Below are 17,080 nucleotides of genomic sequence, written 5' to 3' on the forward strand. Positions count from 1 at the left end.
GGTGGGGTGAGGTCGAGTCTGCCCAGCGCCCGCGGACCCCGCATCGGTGACATCACCGGTGCCTCCCGCACCCGGATTGGAGCGATCCAACGACCCGCGCCCCGACCAGAGAACCCCTGCTCAGCGCGGTTCTCGCGGCGGTCCGGCGCGGCTCAGAAGAACTTCGCCAGCTCGACCCGCGACCGGACGCCGAGACGGGTGAAGACGTTGCGCAGGTGGTGCTCGACCGTCCGGGGGCTGAGCACGAGCCGGGCGGCGATCTCCCGGTTCGTCGCGCCCTCGGCGGCGAGCCGCGCGATCTGCTCCTGCTGGGCGGTCAGCTCGGCGGCGGGCTCGCCCCCTGCCGCGGTCTCCCCCGCCGCGCGCAGCTCCGCGCGGGCCCGGCCCGCCCACGCCTCGGCCTCGTAGTGCCGGAACAGGTGCAGCGCGTGCCGCAGGTGCGCCCGGGCGTCGCTGGGCCGCCGGGAGCGGCGCAGCCAGGAGCCGAACAGCAGCTCGGTGCGCGCCAGCTCGAACGGGGAGCCGCCCAGGCGGTGCAGGGCGAGCGCCGCGCTGAAGTGCTCCTCGGCCACCGGTCCCTCGGACAGCAGCGCGTGGCAGCGCCGCGAGAGCGCCAGGCGCGCGGGATTGGCGGTGGCCTTCGCCCATCCGTCGAAGACGGCGAGGGACCGCGCCGCCGCCTCCCGTCCTCCGGAGTGCACCTCCGCCTCGACGTACAGCGGGGTCGACATGACGCGCACGACGGGGTGCACGGTGATGATCCGGAGCCGGGCGGCGGCCTCGGCGGGCCGGTCGGCCAGGAGGTCGAGCGCGGCCTCGGCCCAGCTGAGGAACGCCTCGGGACGGCTCAGTCCCCGCCCCTGCGCCGTGGCCGCGGCCATCCCCGCCTGCCTTCGGCTCTCCGCACGGTCGCCGCGCAGGGCGGCCACCAGGGCGAGCAGCGCCCTGTGGTCGACCGCCACGTTGCCCTGTCCCGTCGCCTCGGCGAGCGCGAGCCCTTCCCTGGACGCCTCCACCGCCTCGCAGAACCGTCCTCTCCACAGCTCCGCCTGGGCGAGCAGGTGCAGCGCGCAGGGCTTGAGCGCGGTGTTGCCGCCGTGGGCGGCCCGCACCGCGCCGCCCGCGAGCTCGTGCGCGGCGAGGTCGTCGCCCAGCAGCGACGCCGCGGTGCTCGCCCACAGGTGGTCGAGACAGCTCTCGGGGAGGGTGAGCACCCGCCGCAGCGCATGGCTGAAGTCCTCTCCGACGAACGCGGCGGCGATCCCCTGGAAGTGCAGGGTGAGCAGATCCGAGCCGGGCGTGCGGGCGGCCCGCTCCGCGAGGTCCAGGTAGGACATGATGTCGCCGGCCAGGTAGGCGGCCTCTCCCGCGCGGGCGAGCGCGTCCAGCCTTTCGGCCTCGGGCAGCAGGTCGGCCGCCGTGGCGTAGAGCGTCCGCGACTTCTCCGGCATCCCGTCGAACAGCTCGATCTCGCCCAGCAGCATCTCGGCCTCGCCGGGCGGGACCGCGGGATCGGCCAGGGCGCGGCGCACGAGCACCTTCGCCCGTGCGGGCGCGCCCGCCCGCCAATGCGCCGCCGCCGCGCCGAGCAGGTCGGCGGGGTCGCCGGACAGCTCCGCGGCCCGCGCCCAGATCCCCGCGGCCTCGGCGGGCTCGGCCCCCGCCGCGACCGCGCGCAGCTCGGCGAGGTCGCTCGGGCGGCGGGCCACCGCGGTGCGGTGCATGATCCGGCGGGCGCGCTGGCCCGGCCGGTCCATCACCTGGGCGAGCAGCCGATGGGCGGTGTGCAGCGCGGCAAGTGGGGAATCCGCCTCAAGGACGCTGCGCATGAGCGCGCTGGGGACGCTGACATGGTCGCGGTCCACGGTGAGCAGGCCCGCGCTCCGGGCCGGCTCCAGGGCGGCGAGGTCGAGGCCGGCCGACGCGGCGGCCCGGCCGAGGGTGACGATGTCCAGGCGCTCCTCCACGACGGCGAAGGCGAGCAGGCTCCTGGCGTCCTCGGGAAGGCGGTCGTAACGCCTGCGGAAGGTGGCGCGCAGTTCACTGCCAGAAGGCAGGGTCGCCGGGGGCGGCTCGATGCCTGAGATCTGTCCCGGGGTGAGCGCCCTGCCGAGTTCGCGGAGCGCGCGGGGGTTCCCCCCTGCCAGCTCGACCAGGACCGACTCCACCTCGGCGGGGATGCCTTCGACGCACTCGCGCAGCACGAGCCGTGAAGCCGTGTCGTCCAGCGGCGGCAGCGGGAGGTCGGGGATGGCGGCGAGCCTGTCGCGGCCCGCGCCGCGCACCCTGCCGTCGCTCGCGCCGAACAGCATGAGGATCGGCAGCGTCTCGGCCCTGCGGGCGGTGAAGGCGAGCGCGGCGAGCGAGGGCGCGTCCATCCAGTGCGCGTCGTCGGCCACGCACAGCAGCGGCCGGTCGGCGGCGAGCTCGACGAGCCGCCGGTGCACCTCCAGGGGGTCCTCGGACCCGCCGGGCAGGATGCGGCCGAGCGCCGCCCCGGGCAGATCCGCCTCGACCCGGACCCCGGGCACGCTCAGCACCCGGAAGTCGGGCGAGGCCCGGCGGGCCGCCCAGCGCAGCAGCGTGCTGCGGCCGAGTCCGGGCCCGCTGCGCACGGCAAGGGCGCCGCCCCTGCCTGCGCGCGCCTCCACCACAAGGCGGTCGAGCAGATCGAGTTCCCTGTCACGACCGTGGACGCCCATCGCGGAACCTCCCAGGAAGCCGCCGTCACTACAGCATGCCGCCGTCGGACCGTCCAGGGTCCCACGGCGGGCGTGGGCTCGCACACCCCTGGGGGACGGCCGATTGTGCGAGTGCACAATGCGGACATCGGTGACGTTCCAGCGACACCGCGTCACCGTCGCGTGGTTCGCCCGTGTGAATCTCGATACCGGAGCGCGCTTCCGGGGCCGAAGTGTCAGTGCCTCGGTCTAGGGTCGGTCGTGCCATGAGACTCCTGCACACCTCCGACTGGCACCTGGGCCGATCCTTCCACCGGGAGGACCTCCTCGGGCCCCAGAGCGCCTTCGCCGACCACCTCGTCGCGACCGTCGCCGCCGAGCGCGTCGACTGCGTGGTCGTGAGCGGCGACGTCTACGACCGCGCCATCCCGCCGGTGGACGCGGTCCGCCTCTACGACGAGACCCTCGCGCGGCTCAAGGCGACGGGCGCCGCCATCGTGATCATCTCCGGCAACCACGACTCGGCGATCCGCCTCGGCGTGGGCTCCCGCCTGCTGGAGGCCGCGAACGTCCACGTGCGCACCGCGCCCCCCGAGGAGCCCGCCCGCCCGGTCGTCGTCGGGGACGTGGCGATCTACCCGATCCCCTACCTTGAGCCGGAGCTCGTGCGCGAGCCCTGGGGGCTGGCGGAGCGGTCGCACACCGCGGCCCTCACCGAGGCGGTCCGCAGGATCCACGCCGACGGCCACCGCGGCCCCCGCGTCGTCATGGCGCACGCCTTCGTCTCGGCGGGCGAGGCCCCCGTCGTCAGCGAGAGCGAACGGGACATCTCCGTCGGCGGCGCGAGCATCGTCCCCGCGGGCGTCTTCGACGGCATCGACTACGTCGCCCTCGGCCATCTGCACGGCCGGCGGGCGCTGCGCGAGCACGTCCGCTACTCGGGGTCGCCGCTCGCCTACTCCTTCTCCGAGCTGACGCACGTCAAGGGCTCCTGGCTCGTCGATCTCGACGGCTCGGGCCTGCGCGCCGCCGAGTTCGTCGAGGCGCCCGTCCCGAGGCGGCTCGCCCATCTGACCGGCACCCTGGACGAGCTGCTCTCCGATCCCTCCCACACCCGGCACGAGGACGACTGGGTGAAGGCCACCCTCACCGACACCAGGCGCGTCGCCGGGGCCATGGAAAGGCTGCGCGCCCGGTTCCCGCACGCCCTCGTCCTGGAGTTCGCCACCGAGTCCTTCACCGGCGACGGCCCGGGCCGCGCCGAACTGCTGGCGACCCGCACCGCGCCGGAGATGGCCGGGGAGTTCGTCCGGGAGGTCACCGGCGAGGGCGCCACCGAGGACGAGCGGGCGCTCCTGCACGACGCGTTCGAGTACTGCCGGCTCGAAGAGAAGGCCCCCGTCCCCGCACAGCGCGCCCCGGCGCGGGAAGGCGTGTCCCGATGAGGCTGCGGAAGCTGAGCGTCAGCGCGTTCGGACCCTTCGCCGGGACCGAGGCCGTCGATTTCACCGCCCTGGCCGACGCAGGCCTGTTCCTCATCCAGGGCCCGACCGGCGCGGGCAAGACCAGCGTCCTGGACGCGGTGTGCTTCGCCCTGTTCGGCACGGTCCCCGGCCCGCGCAGGGCGGTCCGCAACCTCCGCAGCGATCACGCGGACCCGGGCTCGGAGCCGAAGGTCGTGCTGGAGTACGCGATCTCGGGCCGGGTGTTCCGGCTCACCCGCACGCCCGAGTGGCAGCGGCCCAAGCAGCGCGGCACCGGCACGACGAAGCAGCAGGCCTCGGTCATCCTGGAGGAGCGCGCCGACGGCGGCTGGCGGGCGCTGTCGACCCGGATCGACGAGACGGCGCACCAGGTCGAGAAGACCCTCGGCATGAACGTCGCCCAGTTCAGCCAGGTCGCGCTGCTGCCGCAGGGAGACTTCGCGGCCTTCCTGCGCGCGGGCGCCGAGGAGCGCCGCAAGGTGCTGGAGAAGCTGTTCGCCACCGAGATCTACGCCGCGGTCGAGAAGCGGCTGGCCGAGGAGCGCGCCCGCACCCACCGCGAGGCCGACGCCCTGCACGCCGCCTTCACCACCACGGCCGGGCTCGTCGCCGAGGTCGCCGCCGCCGAGCCGCCGGAGGACGCCACCGCGGAGGCGCTCCTGGCGTGGGCCGACGGCCTCGCCGTCGGGCACGGCGCCCGGCTGCGCGGCGCGGCCGAGGCCCTGGAGACGTCCCGCGCCGCCGTGGCCGCGGCCCAGCAGGCGGCGGCCGCCGCCACCGAGCTGGTCCGCCTGCGCCGCGAGCACGCCGAGGCGGTCCGCCACCGCGCCGCACTCGACGAGCGCGCCCCGCAGGTCGCCCTCCTGCGCGACCGCCTCGCCGCCGCCGAACGCGCCGAACGCGTCCGCCCCTACGGCACCGCCCTCACCACCCGCCGCCGCGAGTCCGAATCGGCCGCCACCGCCTCCCGCCGGGCCCGCCGCTCCCTCACCCCCCTGATCCCGCCCGTCCCCCTGCCCTGCGCCTGCCCGCCCCCCGACGGCATCGTGCTCTTCGCCGTCCCGTCCCCGGACGTGACCGGAGCTCCCGGGGGCGCGTGCGACGGGGTCGAGGAGGCCATCGGGTGCCGGTGCGGGTCGCTCGGGGCCGAGACGTCCGTGGAGGGGGTGGAGAGGGCCCGGCGGGTCTGGCAGGACGAGGTGGCGCGGCTGGCGGGCTTGCGCGGGCGTGAGACGCGGCTGGAGGAGGTCACGCGGGATTCCGCGAGGCTACGGGAGCGCGGGGTGCAGCAGGCCGCCGAGGAGGCGCGGGCGCGGCTGGAGGCCGAGCGGCTGCCCGCGGTGATCGAGGCGGACCGGCGGGCGCTGGAGCAGGCCAGGATCGGCGCGTCCCAGGTGGAGGCCGCGCACAAGACCGAGAAGGACACCGCCCAGGCCGTCGAGGACGCGCGCCATCGCGACAAGCTCGGCCACGATCTCGCCAAGGCCGACGCGGCGCACCGCGGCAGCGTGGACCGCGCGCAGGCCGCCACCGACGCGCTCCAGGCGATCCGGGGCGCGCGCCTCGCGGGCATGGCCGCGCTGCTGGCCTCCGGACTGCGCGACGGCGAGCCCTGCCAGGTCTGCGGATCGGCCGAGCATCCGGCCCCCGCGCCCGGCGCCGACGCGGTGCCCACCGACGCCGACGAGGAGCGGGCCGCCGCCGTCCAGGAGGCGTGCCAGCGCGACCGGGAGGAGTCGGCCCGGCGCGCCGACGGCATCCGCGTCGAGTTCGACGTGCTGGCCGACCGGGTCGAAGGCTCGGTCGAGTCCCTGATGGACGTGCTCGCCGCCGCCCGGACCACGCTGCGCGAGCGGCTGGACGACACGAGCCGCGTGGAGGCCCTGGAAGCGCGGGTGCGCGAGGGAGAGCGGCTGCTCGAGGGAGCGCGCGAGGCGCAGGGCGAGGCGGGCAGAGCGGTCGCGGAGACCACCGCGGCCGTGCAGGCGCTCACCGAGGAGGCCGGCGTGCTGCGCGCGGAGCTGGAGGGCGCGCGCGGCGCCGACCCCACGCTCCGGGCCAGGATCGCCCGCCTCACCGCCGAGACCGCCCTGCTGGACGCGGCGGTCGCCGCCGACGCGCGGGCGGAGACGGCCCGGCTCGAACTGGTCCAGGCGGAGTCCGCCTTCGACGCGGCCTGGCGCGAGCAGGGGTTCGCCTCGGTGGACGCGGTGCGGCAGGCCCTCCTGCACGACGACGAGCGCGCCGCGGCGACCGCGGAGATCCGCGGCTTCGACGACGCCGACGCGACGGTGCGCGCCCGGCTGGAGTCCGCCGAGCTCCGGGCCGCCGCAGCCGCCGAAGAGCCGGACGCCGACAAGGCGCGGACCGCGGCGACCGAGGCCGAGGAGGCGCACACGGCGCTCGTCTCGGCGCACGACGCGGCCCGGAAGGTGAGCGGCCGCCTCACCGAACTGGCCGCCGACCTGAAGCGCGCGCACACCGCCTGGGCTCCCGCCCAGGAGATCTACACGACGACGGCGCGCCTGGCCTCCCTGGTCAACGGCCAGGCGCCGAACCCGGTGCAGATGCGCCTGTCGGCGTACGTTCTGTCGGCCAGGCTCGACCAGGTCGTCGCCGCCGCGAACGCCCGGCTGTCGACCATGTCGCAGAGCCGCTACCTGCTGCTGCGCACCGACGAGCGGGCCGCGGGCGACACCAGGCGCGCGGGCGGCGGGCTCGGCCTGCGCGTCGTCGACTCCTGGACGGGCCAGGAACGCGATCCGGCCACGCTGTCCGGCGGCGAGTCGTTCGTCACCAGCCTCGCCCTGGCGCTCGGCCTCGCCGACGTGGTGACGGCCGAGGCCGGCGGCGCGGAGATCAACACGCTCTTCATCGACGAGGGCTTCGGCACCCTCGACGAGGACACCCTGGACGAGGTCATGAACGTGCTGGACTCCCTGCGGGGAGGCGGCAGGTCCGTCGGCGTCGTCAGCCATGTCGCCGAATTGCGCACCCGGATCCCCACCCAGCTCCGCCTCACCAAGTCCCGCCGTGGATCCCGTCTGTCGACGTCGCTCTGACGGCCCGCGCGAACCCGGATCCGCCTCGCATGCTGACGCGAGGCGAACCAAGCGCTAGTTTGTTTCCGTAGCCGTCCGCCTCGACGCCGGGAGCCGCCGATGTCCGCGCCCACGCCCGTGCAGCGCGTGTTCCGCCCGCTGTTCCAGAGCATCTCCGGGTCGCCCTGGTTCGCCAAGGTCGGGCCGAAGCTCGTGCCCGCGCTCGACCGGGGACTGCACCGGATGACGGGTGGCCGGGTGATGCTCGCCCAGGCGCTGATCCCGCAGCTCTACCTGACCACGACCGGCGCGAAGTCGGGGCAGCCGCGCGTGACGCCGCTGCTGTGCATGCCCGAGGACGGCGGCTGGATCGTCGTCGGCAGCAATTTCGGCCAAGAGAAGCACCCCGCCTGGACGGGCAATCTCCTCAAGGAGCCGCGCGCCACGGTCGAGTTCCGCAAGCGCGCTTACGAGGTCACCGGCACCCTCCTGGAAGGCGCCGACCGCGAAGCCACCTGGACCCGGCTGAACGCCATGTGGCCGGTCTTCGACCGCTACCAGTCCCGCGTGGACCGCGACCTCCGTCTCTTCCGCCTCACCCCCGTCTGACCCCGGCCGGGAGGGGCCTCGGCACGAACGCCCCTCGGCCGCGCTCTCCGCGCACCCGTCGGCCGCCCGGTCTCAGGCAAGTGTGGCGACGGCGTCCCTGGTCGTGCGGGCGGCACCGTGTTAGCACGGGTGCATGCCGGACTTCGCGCGCCTCGACGGCCCCTCGACCCTGGCCGTCCTCGCCGAGATCCAGCGGGTCTACGCCGCCGCGTTCCCCGGCCACCCGCTCACCGGGCACGCGCGGCGCGCCGGGCAGGCCGCGGCGTCCCCCGGCTTCGCGACCGTGACCGCACGCGAGCGGGGCAGGCTGGTGGGCTTCGCGTGCGGGCTGCCGCTCCAGGCCCCGACGACCTGGTGGCACGGGCTCCGCCCGGCCAGGCCGCCGTCCTGGACGACCGAGACGGGCGCCCGCACCTTCGCCGTCCTGGATCTCGGGGTGCTGCCCGCGCACCGGGGCACCGGGACCGGCCGCCGCCTCGTGGACGGACTGCTCGCCTACCGCGCCGAGGAGCGCGCCACCCTCGCGACCGCCCCCGACAAGCCCGACATCCAGCGCATGTACCAGCGCTGGGGATGGCGGCTCGTGGGCCGGGTCCCCGGCGGCCCCGAAGAGGCCCAGCCCTTCTACTACCTGTACGTCCTCCCTCTCCGCGTCCGGACGACGCGCCCTTGACGACCCGCCTTCCGACCGACCGCCGCCCGCCGCCCGCCCGGTCAGCGGTAGCACAGCCAGAGGCCGCCCTCCTCGCGCGCGGCGAGGTCGCGTTGCTGGTACTGCCAGGCGCAAGCGAGGTCCTTGTCTATGTTCGTCCGGCACGCCCAGGTGGTCCCGTCGATGAGAGCGGTACCGACCTCGGGGCTCGGCGCGAACCTTTCGCGGCAGTAGCCCGCCATGTCCTTGATGCCGCCCACGTACTTCTTCTTTCCGTCGAAGCACCGCCCGCTGTAGGGGCCGGACGTCATGACGAACGTGTGACCCTCCGACCCGTATTGCCAGTCGCACGCCTTGGCCAGCGGAACGCCGAGCGAGCAGAATTCGTCGTCGTTCGCGGAGTAGCCATAGGACTTGCAGTACTTACCGAAGTCCAGACCGCCGACCTCGGTGTCCTTCACCAATTTCACGGGGTCGACGAGCTGCCACATCACGGTGGCGACGACCGCGATGAACAGCGCCGCGCCGCCCACCCTCGACAGCCTGCCGCGCAGGCGGGAGAGCCGCTCGCGCAGGGGCCGCCTCGCGAGGATCAGGGAGATCGAACCGAGGGAGCCCGTGACCGCCGCGGTGGCGGCGAAGACCGCCGTGAACAGGGACACCGCACCGAGGAAGGCGAGCCAGCCGAGGCCGTCGCGCGGCGGCAGCGTCCGCGGGATCAGCGCCTCGCCGACCACCGTGCACAGCCCGATGACGACGGCCGACAAAGCGATGATCAATGCCGCATAACGTCTTCCGCGGGCCCTTCGCCCTGCGTCCTCCGACGGGATCTCCGGTTCGCTCATCGCCTGTCTCCGAACGTACGGGGGGAATACCTCGGGACCCTTATGCATTGCCGGGAATTACCACCGGAACGGTATGCGCCGCAGCCGGTGGGGATGTCGTGACGCGGCTGGCGGCGCCTTCCGGCAATTCTCCGGTCCGGCCCACTTTTCATATCACGAAGTCCGGCGACGGCAGAGGGATCCGCCCGGAACGGACGCTTTCCGGCCGGGAGGACGCGGACGGCCCGGCGCGCGGCCCGGATTCCGTCGGCGCCCCTCGCTAGGCTCGGTGCTCCGCCGGGGGTGGCGCAGACCCGGGACGGGCCCGGCACCGTCCCCGCTAGGAGACGGCATGAACGACCCGGTGACCTTCGTCCTCCTGCACGGGGCGGCCTCCGACTCCTGGTACTGGCACCTCGTCGCGCCGGGGCTCCGTGCGGCGGGCCACGACGTCGTCGCGGTGGACCTTCCCTGCGAGGACGAGGAGGCGGGGCTCGACGCGTACACCGAGGCCGTGGTCGCGGCGGTCGGCGACCGGACCCGGGTGGTGCTCGTCGCGCAGTCCCTCGCGGGCCTCGTCGCGCCGCTCGTCGCGGCCCGCCTGCCGGAACGCGTCGCCATGGTCGTCATGGTGGCGGCGATGGTCCCCGCGCCGGGCGAGAGCGGCGGCCGGTGGTGGTCGGCCACCGGCCAGGGGGAGGCGCAGCGGGCGCTCGACCTCGCCGAGGGCCGCGATCCCGACGCGCCCGGCGATCCCGTCGTCACCTATCTGCACGACGTGCCGGAAGAGATCGCCGCGGCCTCCGCGCACCACACGCGCGGGCAGACCGGGCGCGTCCTCGACGATCCCTGGCCGCTGCCGGCCTGGCCGGCGGTGCCGACGCGGTTCCTGCTCTGCCGCGACGACCGGCTCTTCCCCGCCGATTTCCTCCGCGCGCTCGTCCGCTCCCGACTGGGCATCACCCCGGACGAACTCCCCTGCGGCCACCTTCCGGCCCTGGCCCGGCCTGCGGAACTGACCCGGGCCCTGCTCTCCTACGTGGCCTAGCCCGTGCGGACGCCGCGGGCACCGGCGGCGCTCGAGCACCGTTCCTGGCCGGGACACCCCGCCCTTTACGCGGAAGTCTTCCGTGAGACGGGGCCCGTCTGACTGAATGGGATCATGAGACGGGGGCTTGTGGTGACGGGGGTCGGTCTCGCCGCGGCGTTGGCGGCGGGGGTCGGGGCGCACTGGTTCGAGGGGGTGCCGCTGGTCCGCGCGTGCGAAGTGCTGACCGGGGATTTCGCGGCGGGGGTGCTCGGCCCGTCGGTCCTCAGCAACGACGACATGGGGCGGCGCTCCACGGAGTGCCAGTACATGAGCACGCCGGCGGGCGGTTCGGTGAACCTCCAGGCCGAGCGGTTCAAGAAGACCAAGAAGGAGAGCGGCACCGAGCGCGCGCGGCGCAACGCGCTCAGGCACCACGGGAAACCCTATCCGGGGCTCGGCAGGGAGGCCTACCTGGCGATCTTCCGCCTGCCCGCTCCCCCGGGCACCGACCCCGAACTGCGGACGGGCATGGGCCAGCTCGTCATCATCGTCGACGACGTCGTGGTCCGGGCGGGCGTCGGCGGCAGGTCCGTCAAGGACATCCGCGCGGCCTCCGACCACCTGGCGCGCGCCTACCTCGACCGCCTCGACGGCTGAGGCCCGCACGCCGGGCCGCGAGGCGGACGGGGCCGGTCGCCCGCCTCGCGGAGCACGGGGTCAGGCGTAGGAGACCGGGAGTTCCTTGATCCCGTGGATCCAGGACGAGCGCAGCCGCCGCGGCGTCCCCGTCCGCCGGATGCCGGGCATCGCCTCGGCGATCGCCTGGAACATGATGTCGATCTCCAGCCTGGCCAGGTTCGCGCCGATGCAGTAGTGCGGACCGGTCCCGCCGAAGCCCAGGTGCGGGTTGGGCGAGCGGGTGATGTCGAACCGGAACGGGTCGGTGAAGACCGTCTCGTCGTAGTTCGCCGAGGAGTAGTAGAGGGCGAGGCGCTGTCCCGCCTTCACCTCCGTGCCGCCGAGCACGGTGTCGCTCAGCGCGGTCCGCTGGAAGGCGATGACGGGCGTCGCCCACCGGACGATCTCGTCGGCCGCCGTCGCGGGGCGCTCGGCCCGGTAGTGCGCCCACTGCTCGGGGTGGTCGAGGAAGGCCATCATGCCGTGCGTGATGGCGTTGCGCGTCGTCTCGTTCCCGGCGACGGCGAGCACGATGAAGAAGAAGCCGAACTCGTCGTCGGTGAGGCCGCCGCTGTCCCCGGCCTGGACGAGGCGGGTGACGATGTCGTCGGCGGGCTCCGCGCGGCGGGCCTCGGCGAGGCCCATGGAGTACTCCAGGATGCCCGCGGCGGCCCCGGTCATGTCGGCGTTCAGCTCGGGGTCGTCGTAGCCGAGCATCTGGTTGGACCAGGTGAACAGCTTGCCGCGGTCCTCCTGCGGCACGCCGAGCAGTTCGGCGATCGCCTGGAGCGGCAGCTCGACCGCGACGTCCGTGACGAAGTCGCCGGTGCCCTCCCTGACGGCCCGGGCCACGATCCGCTCGGCCCGGTCGCGCAGCGCGTCGCGCAGCCGCTCGATGACGCGCGGGGTGAACCCGCGCGAGACGATCGTGCGCAGCCTGGAGTGCTCCGGCGGATCGAGGTTGATGAGCAGGGTGCTCTTCAACATGTCGATCTCGGCGTGGCCGATCTGCTCGTTGTAGCGGATGAGCGCGGTGTCGGCGTGGGTGGAGTACACCGCGTGGTCGCGCGACGCCTCCATCACGTCGGCGTGCCTGGTGACGACCCAGCAGCCGTCGTCGTCGAAGCCGGAGACCCCGCGCGGCTGCGGGTTCCACCGCAGTCCCCCGGCACGGCGCAGCGCCGCGAACTCCGGCGCCGGAATGCGCTGCTCGATGAGTGACGGATCGGTGAAGTCGAACCCTTCGGGCACGGCGACTTTCTCCATGGGCGGCCTCCTCGTGGGGTGTCGTCGGCTCCTCGCCTCAAGGCCCAGTACAGCCCCCGGGACCGACCCGCTCAAGAGGAATGAGACGTGAGTCTAGTCACGCGTCTCGACCACAGACCCGACCCATGTCTCATCACCCCCGCCCGGACACGCGAACGTCCGGCCGGCACGGGGCCGACCGGACGTTCGGCGCGCGGACGCGGTGGAAAAGGCTCAGGAAAGTCGCAGCGACAGTCCGCGCGCGGAGTAGACGGGCACGACCCTGCGGCCGTCGGCCTCGACGGACCCGAACCGGCCCGTCACCCGGCCCGCGATGACCTGGACGGTGCCGCCCTTCGCCCCGTCGAGCGAGACCCGCAGGACCGACCCGCGGGCGGGCGTGACCTTGCCGGACACCTCGAGGGGCGAGTTCCGCCGTCCCGCGGTCAGCTCCAGGGCGCCCCGGACGGCCAGATCGCCGCGGACGCGCGCGCCGGACGCGGAGACGCGCAGCGCCCCGCCGTCGACCGCCACGTCGCCGGCGCCGAGGGCGTCGCGCGACGCGGCCACGAGGACGCCCGCGCGGACGGTGGTGCCGCCCCGGTAGGAGTTGTCGCCGGACAGGGTGAGCACGCCCGTCCCGGACTTGGTGAGGCCGCCGCGTCCGCCGATGTCGTTGCGCCAGGCGTCGGCGGCGTGGAAGCCGCCGGCCGCGGCGTCCAGGACGACCGCGACGTCCCGGTCGAACGCGCCGTAACCGTCGGCGGCGGCGAACAGGTCGAGACGGCCCCACTCCTCCGGCCCGTCGAGCAGCGCGAACCCGTCGAGCGCGGTCGTGCGCAGGACCTCGCGGATCTGCGCCGCGTCGAGGTAGGGCAGCCGGGTCTCCAGCAGGACCTCCGCGCCCTTCGGCACGACGGCGCCCCGCCGTCCCGTCTTGGGGAGGATGTAGGTGAGGCGCGGGGCGAGGGCGCGCCGGTTGGCGGCGCGGTCGGCGTACGGGTCCTCGGCGCGGTCCGCCGCGTGGGCGTAGGCGAAGAGGGTGTTCGCGTCGGTGCCCGTGGCCGCCTGAAGGTAGGCCGCCGCCTGCGCGCGGGCCGCCGCCTTGAGCGCGGCGTTCGCCGGGTCGCCGAGGATCGCCGCGGCCAGCGCGGTCGCGAGGACCCGGCCGCCGACCACGTCCACCGGCGAGTGCATGCCCGCGGTGATCCTGCTGTGCCCGACCTCGGCCGCCCGCACGACGAGCTCCTGGAACCGCTCGGGAACGGCGTAGGCGAAGGCCAGCGCGGCGAGGTAGGCGGCGTTGGTGTGGCCGCTCACGTAGCCGCCGTCGTCGGCCGGGTTGGTGCTGCGCTGGCGCAGCAGCTGAGGGGCGACGACGACGTCCGAGGCGTAGACGGGGAAGCCGAACTCGTCGGTCTTGCCCGTGTCGGCGACCACGCCGTCCTCGGTCGTCCGCCACGGCCGCGGGTACTGGTAGGCGGCCTTCGCCGGGTTGCCCGAGGAGTAGGAGCCGCGGACGGTGTTGACCAGGTCGACGACCTTGCCCAGCGCCGACGCCGGCGCGCCCGCGCCGAGCGCGGACCCCGCGGGGGCCCCGGCCGGGACCGCGTCGCTGACGGTCGTGGCGGGCGTCCCGTCGGGCGCCCCGGTGATCCCGGTGACGGCCAGGGCACCGGCCTTGTAGGCGGCGGCGAGCGGGCCGAGGCCGGCGATGGCGGAGTAGCTCTGGTGCTGCCGGTCGAGGACGAACGCCTCCTTGGCCTCGGCGGCCGTGCGGTGGCGGGTGACCGCGGCGCTGTAGCGCATGTTGTCGCGCAGCACGCCGCGGCGCAGCACCTCGCCGGTGTTCCAGGCCGTGCCGGGCCGCCAGAGCGCCAGCATGCCGGAGAGGATCCGGACCGCGGCGTTGGTCTCGACGGTCAGGTTCGCGGCCACGTTGGACCGGTAGTCGTCGACGAAGGGCAGGGCCGCCGCGGCCTCCGCCCGCGCCGCGGCGGGGACCGCCCACGCGGGCACGACGTGCACCGCGGCGACGCCCGCGGCGACCGCGCCCGTCCGCTTGAACAGGGCGCGGCGGTTGATCGAGTTCGTCTGCATGCTCTTCTTCCCGGCCGCCGCACCTCGGCGGCCCCGCCGAGTCTCAGCGGACCGCGCTACGCACCCGGGAACCCCGCGTGAACGACCGTGACCAGGAACATGAAGATCACTCATATCCAGGGTTCCGCCCGTGCGCCCCTCGCTAGGCTCCGCACCTGCCCCCGGCGCGAGCGCTGCGGCACCGCCCGGCGCGCAGGCGCTCGAATCGACGGCCCGGTGCCCCCTCTCGAAGAAAGGGGACCGGACCTCGGAAGGCCCGGCCCCCTTTCCCAATGCTCGTCCGGAACGAGGAAAGGGGGCCGGTCCCGGGTGGGACCGGCCCCCTGTGCCGGGTACCGCCTAGGCGGCGGAGGAGGTGGCGGCGGTCGCGGGCTCCAGCGCGATCGCCAGAACCTCGCGGACGTCGGACACCGCGTGCACGGTCAGCTGGGCGAGCACCTCGGCGGGCACGTCGTCCAGGTCGGGCTCGTTCCGCTTGGGCACGAGGACCGTGGTGATCCCGGCCCGGTGGGCGGCGAGCAGCTTCTGCTTCACCCCGCCGATGGGCAGGACCCGGCCGGTGAGGGAGACCTCACCGGTCATCGCCACGTCCGGCCGGACCGGGCGGCCCGACAGGAGCGACGCCAGCGCCGTCGTCATGGTCACGCCCGCGGACGGGCCGTCCTTCGGGACCGCGCCGGCCGGGACGTGGACGTGCACGCCCCTGTCCTTCAGGTCGCCGACGGGCAGTTCCAGCTCCGCGCCGCGCGAGCGCAGGTACGACAGCGCGATCCGCGCCGACTCCTTCATGACGTCGCCGAGCTGGCCCGTCAGCGTCACTCCGGTGTCGCCGGTCTCGGCGTCCGCCAGGGACGCCTCGACGTACAGGACGTCGCCGCCCGCACCCGTCACCGCCAGGCCCGTCGCCACCCCGGGGACCGCGGTGCGCCGCTCGGACTCCTTGAGCGAGACCTCCGGGGTGAACCGGGGCCGGCCCAGGTAGTCCGTCAGGTCGTCGATGACGACCGGCAGCTCCACCTCGCCGAGCGCGGCCTTGGCGGTGACCTTGCGCAGCACCCGCGCGATCGACCGCTCCAGGGAGCGGACGCCCGCCTCGCGGGTGTACTCGCCCGCGATCAGCCGCAGCGCCTCGTCCGGGAAGACGATGTCGCCGGACTCCAGGCCCGCCTTGTCGAGCTGGCGGGACAGCAGGTGGTCGCGCGCGATCGTGACCTTCTCGTCCTCGGTGTAGCCGTCGAGCGTCACCAGCTCCATGCGGTCGAGCAGGGGGCCGGGGATGGTGTCCAGCGAGTTGGCGGTGGCCAGGAACAGCACGTCGGAGAGGTCGAGCTCCACCTCCAGGTAGTGGTCGCGGAACGTGTGGTTCTGCGCCGGGTCGAGCACCTCCAGCAGCGCGGCCGTCGGGTCGCCCCGGTAGTCGGCGCCGACCTTGTCGATCTCGTCGAGCAGGACGACCGGGTTCATCGAACCGGCCTCCTTGATCGCCCGGACGATCCGGCCGGGCAGCGCGCCGACGTAGGTGCGCCGGTGGCCGCGGATCTCCGCCTCGTCCCGGACGCCGCCAAGGGCGACCCGGACGAACTCGCGGCCCATCGCCCGCGCGACGGACTCGCCGAGCGAGGTCTTGCCGACCCCGGGAGGACCGGCCAGCGCGAGGACCGCGCCGGACCTGCGCCCGCCGACGACCCCGAGGCCGCGATCGGACCGCCGCTTGCGGACGGCCAGGTACTCGATGATCCGGTCCTTCACGTCGGCGAGGCCGGCGTGGTCGGCGTCCAGGATGGCCCGGGCGCCCTCGATGTCGTAGGAGTCCTCGGAACGCTCGTTCCACGGGATCTCCAGGACGGTGTCCAGCCAGGTGCGGATCCAGGCGCCCTCAGGCGAGGCGTCGCTGGACCTCTCCAGCTTGTCGACCTCCTTGAGCGCCGCCTTCTCCACCTTCTCCGGCAGGTTCGCCGCCTCGATACGGGCGCGGTAGTCCTCCTCCTCGCCCTCCTCGGCATCGCCGTTCAGCTCGGCCAGCTCCTTGCGGACGGCCTGGAGCTGCTGCTTGAGCAGGAACTCGCGCTGCTGCTTGTCGATGCCGTCCTGGACGTCCTTGCGGATGGTCTCGGCGACGTCGAGTTCGGCGAGCTGGTCGCGCGCCCATCCCGTCACCAGTTCCAGCCGCTCGACGGCGTCGGCGGTCTCCAGCAGGGTGATCTTCTGCTCAACGCTCAGGTAGGGCGCGTAGCCCGCCTGGTCGGCGAGGATCGACGGGTCGTCGATCTGCTGCACGATGTCGACGAGCTGCCAGGATCCGCGGTGCTGGAGGATCGCCTGGAGCAGGCCCTTGTACTCCTTGGCCAGCTTGGCGGCCTCGGGTCCGGCCGCCGGGATGTCGACGGTGTCGCCCTCGACCCAGAGCGCGGCGCCCGGCCCGGTCGTCCCGGTGCCGATGCGGACCCGGCTCACGGCGCGGACCACGGCGCCCGGCTCCCCGCCCGGCAGCCTTCCCTCGCGCTCGACGACGCCGAGCACACCGACCGCCGCGTACTTCCCGTCGACGCGCGGCACGAGCAGAACGCGCGGCTTGCCCGCCGCCACGGCCCGCGCCGCCTCGATCGCCGCCCGCACCTCGCTGTCGTTCAGCTCCAGCGGCACCACCATGCCGGGCAGCACGACCGTGTCGTCGAGCGGCAGCACCGGCACCGTCAGTCTCTCGCTCATTTCACTCCCCAGTCATGGATTTTCTTG

At 74.4% G+C, this 17,080-nt stretch carries 11 protein-coding genes; 6 read left to right on the plus strand and 5 right to left on the minus strand.

Annotated elements, in window-relative coordinates; translation table 11 throughout:
- Positions 1-152 precede the first annotated feature (152 nt).
- Positions 153-2,702 carry a helix-turn-helix transcriptional regulator gene (locus tag EDD29_RS32845; protein WP_123668153.1) on the minus strand — a complete coding sequence of 850 codons (2,550 nt, stop codon included), beginning with the start codon at positions 2,700-2,702 and terminating at the stop codon, positions 153-155.
- Positions 2,703-2,947: 245 nt separating this feature from the next.
- Between EDD29_RS32845 and EDD29_RS32850 the strand changes: the two genes are divergently transcribed.
- From EDD29_RS32850 to EDD29_RS32865, 4 genes are all read left to right on the plus strand, one after another.
- The gene (locus EDD29_RS32850) at positions 2,948-4,126 is read left to right on the plus strand and encodes an exonuclease SbcCD subunit D (protein ID WP_123668154.1); all 1,179 of its coding nucleotides are present in this window, start codon (positions 2,948-2,950) and stop codon (positions 4,124-4,126) included.
- Entirely contained in the window at positions 4,123-7,227 is a 3,105-nt protein-coding gene (locus tag EDD29_RS32855) for an AAA family ATPase (protein WP_123668155.1), read from the plus strand. Before EDD29_RS32850 ends, EDD29_RS32855 begins: the two co-directional genes overlap by 4 nt.
- 99 nt (positions 7,228-7,326) lie before the next feature.
- The gene (locus EDD29_RS32860) at positions 7,327-7,815 is read left to right on the plus strand and encodes a nitroreductase family deazaflavin-dependent oxidoreductase (RefSeq protein ID WP_123668156.1); all 489 of its coding nucleotides are present in this window, start codon (positions 7,327-7,329) and stop codon (positions 7,813-7,815) included.
- Positions 7,816-7,948: 133 nt separating this feature from the next.
- Positions 7,949-8,488, plus strand: coding sequence for a GNAT family N-acetyltransferase (locus EDD29_RS32865; protein ID WP_123668157.1), 540 nt, complete (start codon positions 7,949-7,951; stop codon positions 8,486-8,488).
- Between the two features lie 41 nt (positions 8,489-8,529).
- Here EDD29_RS32865 and EDD29_RS32870 read toward each other — a convergent pair whose 3' ends face one another.
- Positions 8,530-9,312, minus strand: a complete 783-nt coding sequence (locus tag EDD29_RS32870; protein WP_148086172.1) for a hypothetical protein — start codon at positions 9,310-9,312, stop codon at positions 8,530-8,532.
- Positions 9,313-9,643: 331 nt separating this feature from the next.
- Between EDD29_RS32870 and EDD29_RS32875 the strand changes: the two genes are divergently transcribed.
- Both EDD29_RS32875 and EDD29_RS32880 read left to right on the plus strand, forming a co-directional pair.
- The gene (locus tag EDD29_RS32875; protein ID WP_123668159.1) at positions 9,644-10,339 is read left to right on the plus strand and encodes an alpha/beta fold hydrolase; all 696 of its coding nucleotides are present in this window, start codon (positions 9,644-9,646) and stop codon (positions 10,337-10,339) included.
- A gap of 114 nt (positions 10,340-10,453) precedes the next feature.
- Positions 10,454-10,978, plus strand: a complete 525-nt coding sequence (locus EDD29_RS32880; protein ID WP_148086173.1) for a hypothetical protein — start codon at positions 10,454-10,456, stop codon at positions 10,976-10,978.
- Positions 10,979-11,038: 60 nt separating this feature from the next.
- Here EDD29_RS32880 and EDD29_RS32885 read toward each other — a convergent pair whose 3' ends face one another.
- The 3 genes from EDD29_RS32885 to lon all read right to left on the minus strand — a co-directional run bounded on the left by EDD29_RS32885 (position 11,039) and on the right by lon (position 17,053).
- Entirely contained in the window at positions 11,039-12,265 is a 1,227-nt protein-coding gene (locus tag EDD29_RS32885) for a cytochrome P450 (protein ID WP_123668161.1), read from the minus strand.
- 213 nt (positions 12,266-12,478) lie between these two features.
- A complete protein-coding gene (locus tag EDD29_RS47850) occupies positions 12,479-14,344 on the minus strand; it encodes a phosphatase PAP2 family protein (protein ID WP_281280965.1) in 1,866 nt (621 codons plus the stop codon).
- A gap of 339 nt (positions 14,345-14,683) precedes the next feature.
- Positions 14,684-17,053, minus strand: a complete 2,370-nt coding sequence (gene lon, locus EDD29_RS32895) for an endopeptidase La (RefSeq protein WP_123668163.1) — start codon at positions 17,051-17,053, stop codon at positions 14,684-14,686.
- Positions 17,054-17,080 lie beyond the last annotated feature (27 nt).

Source organism: Actinocorallia herbida (assembly GCF_003751225.1).
GTDB lineage: Bacteria > Actinomycetota > Actinomycetes > Streptosporangiales > Streptosporangiaceae > Actinocorallia > Actinocorallia herbida.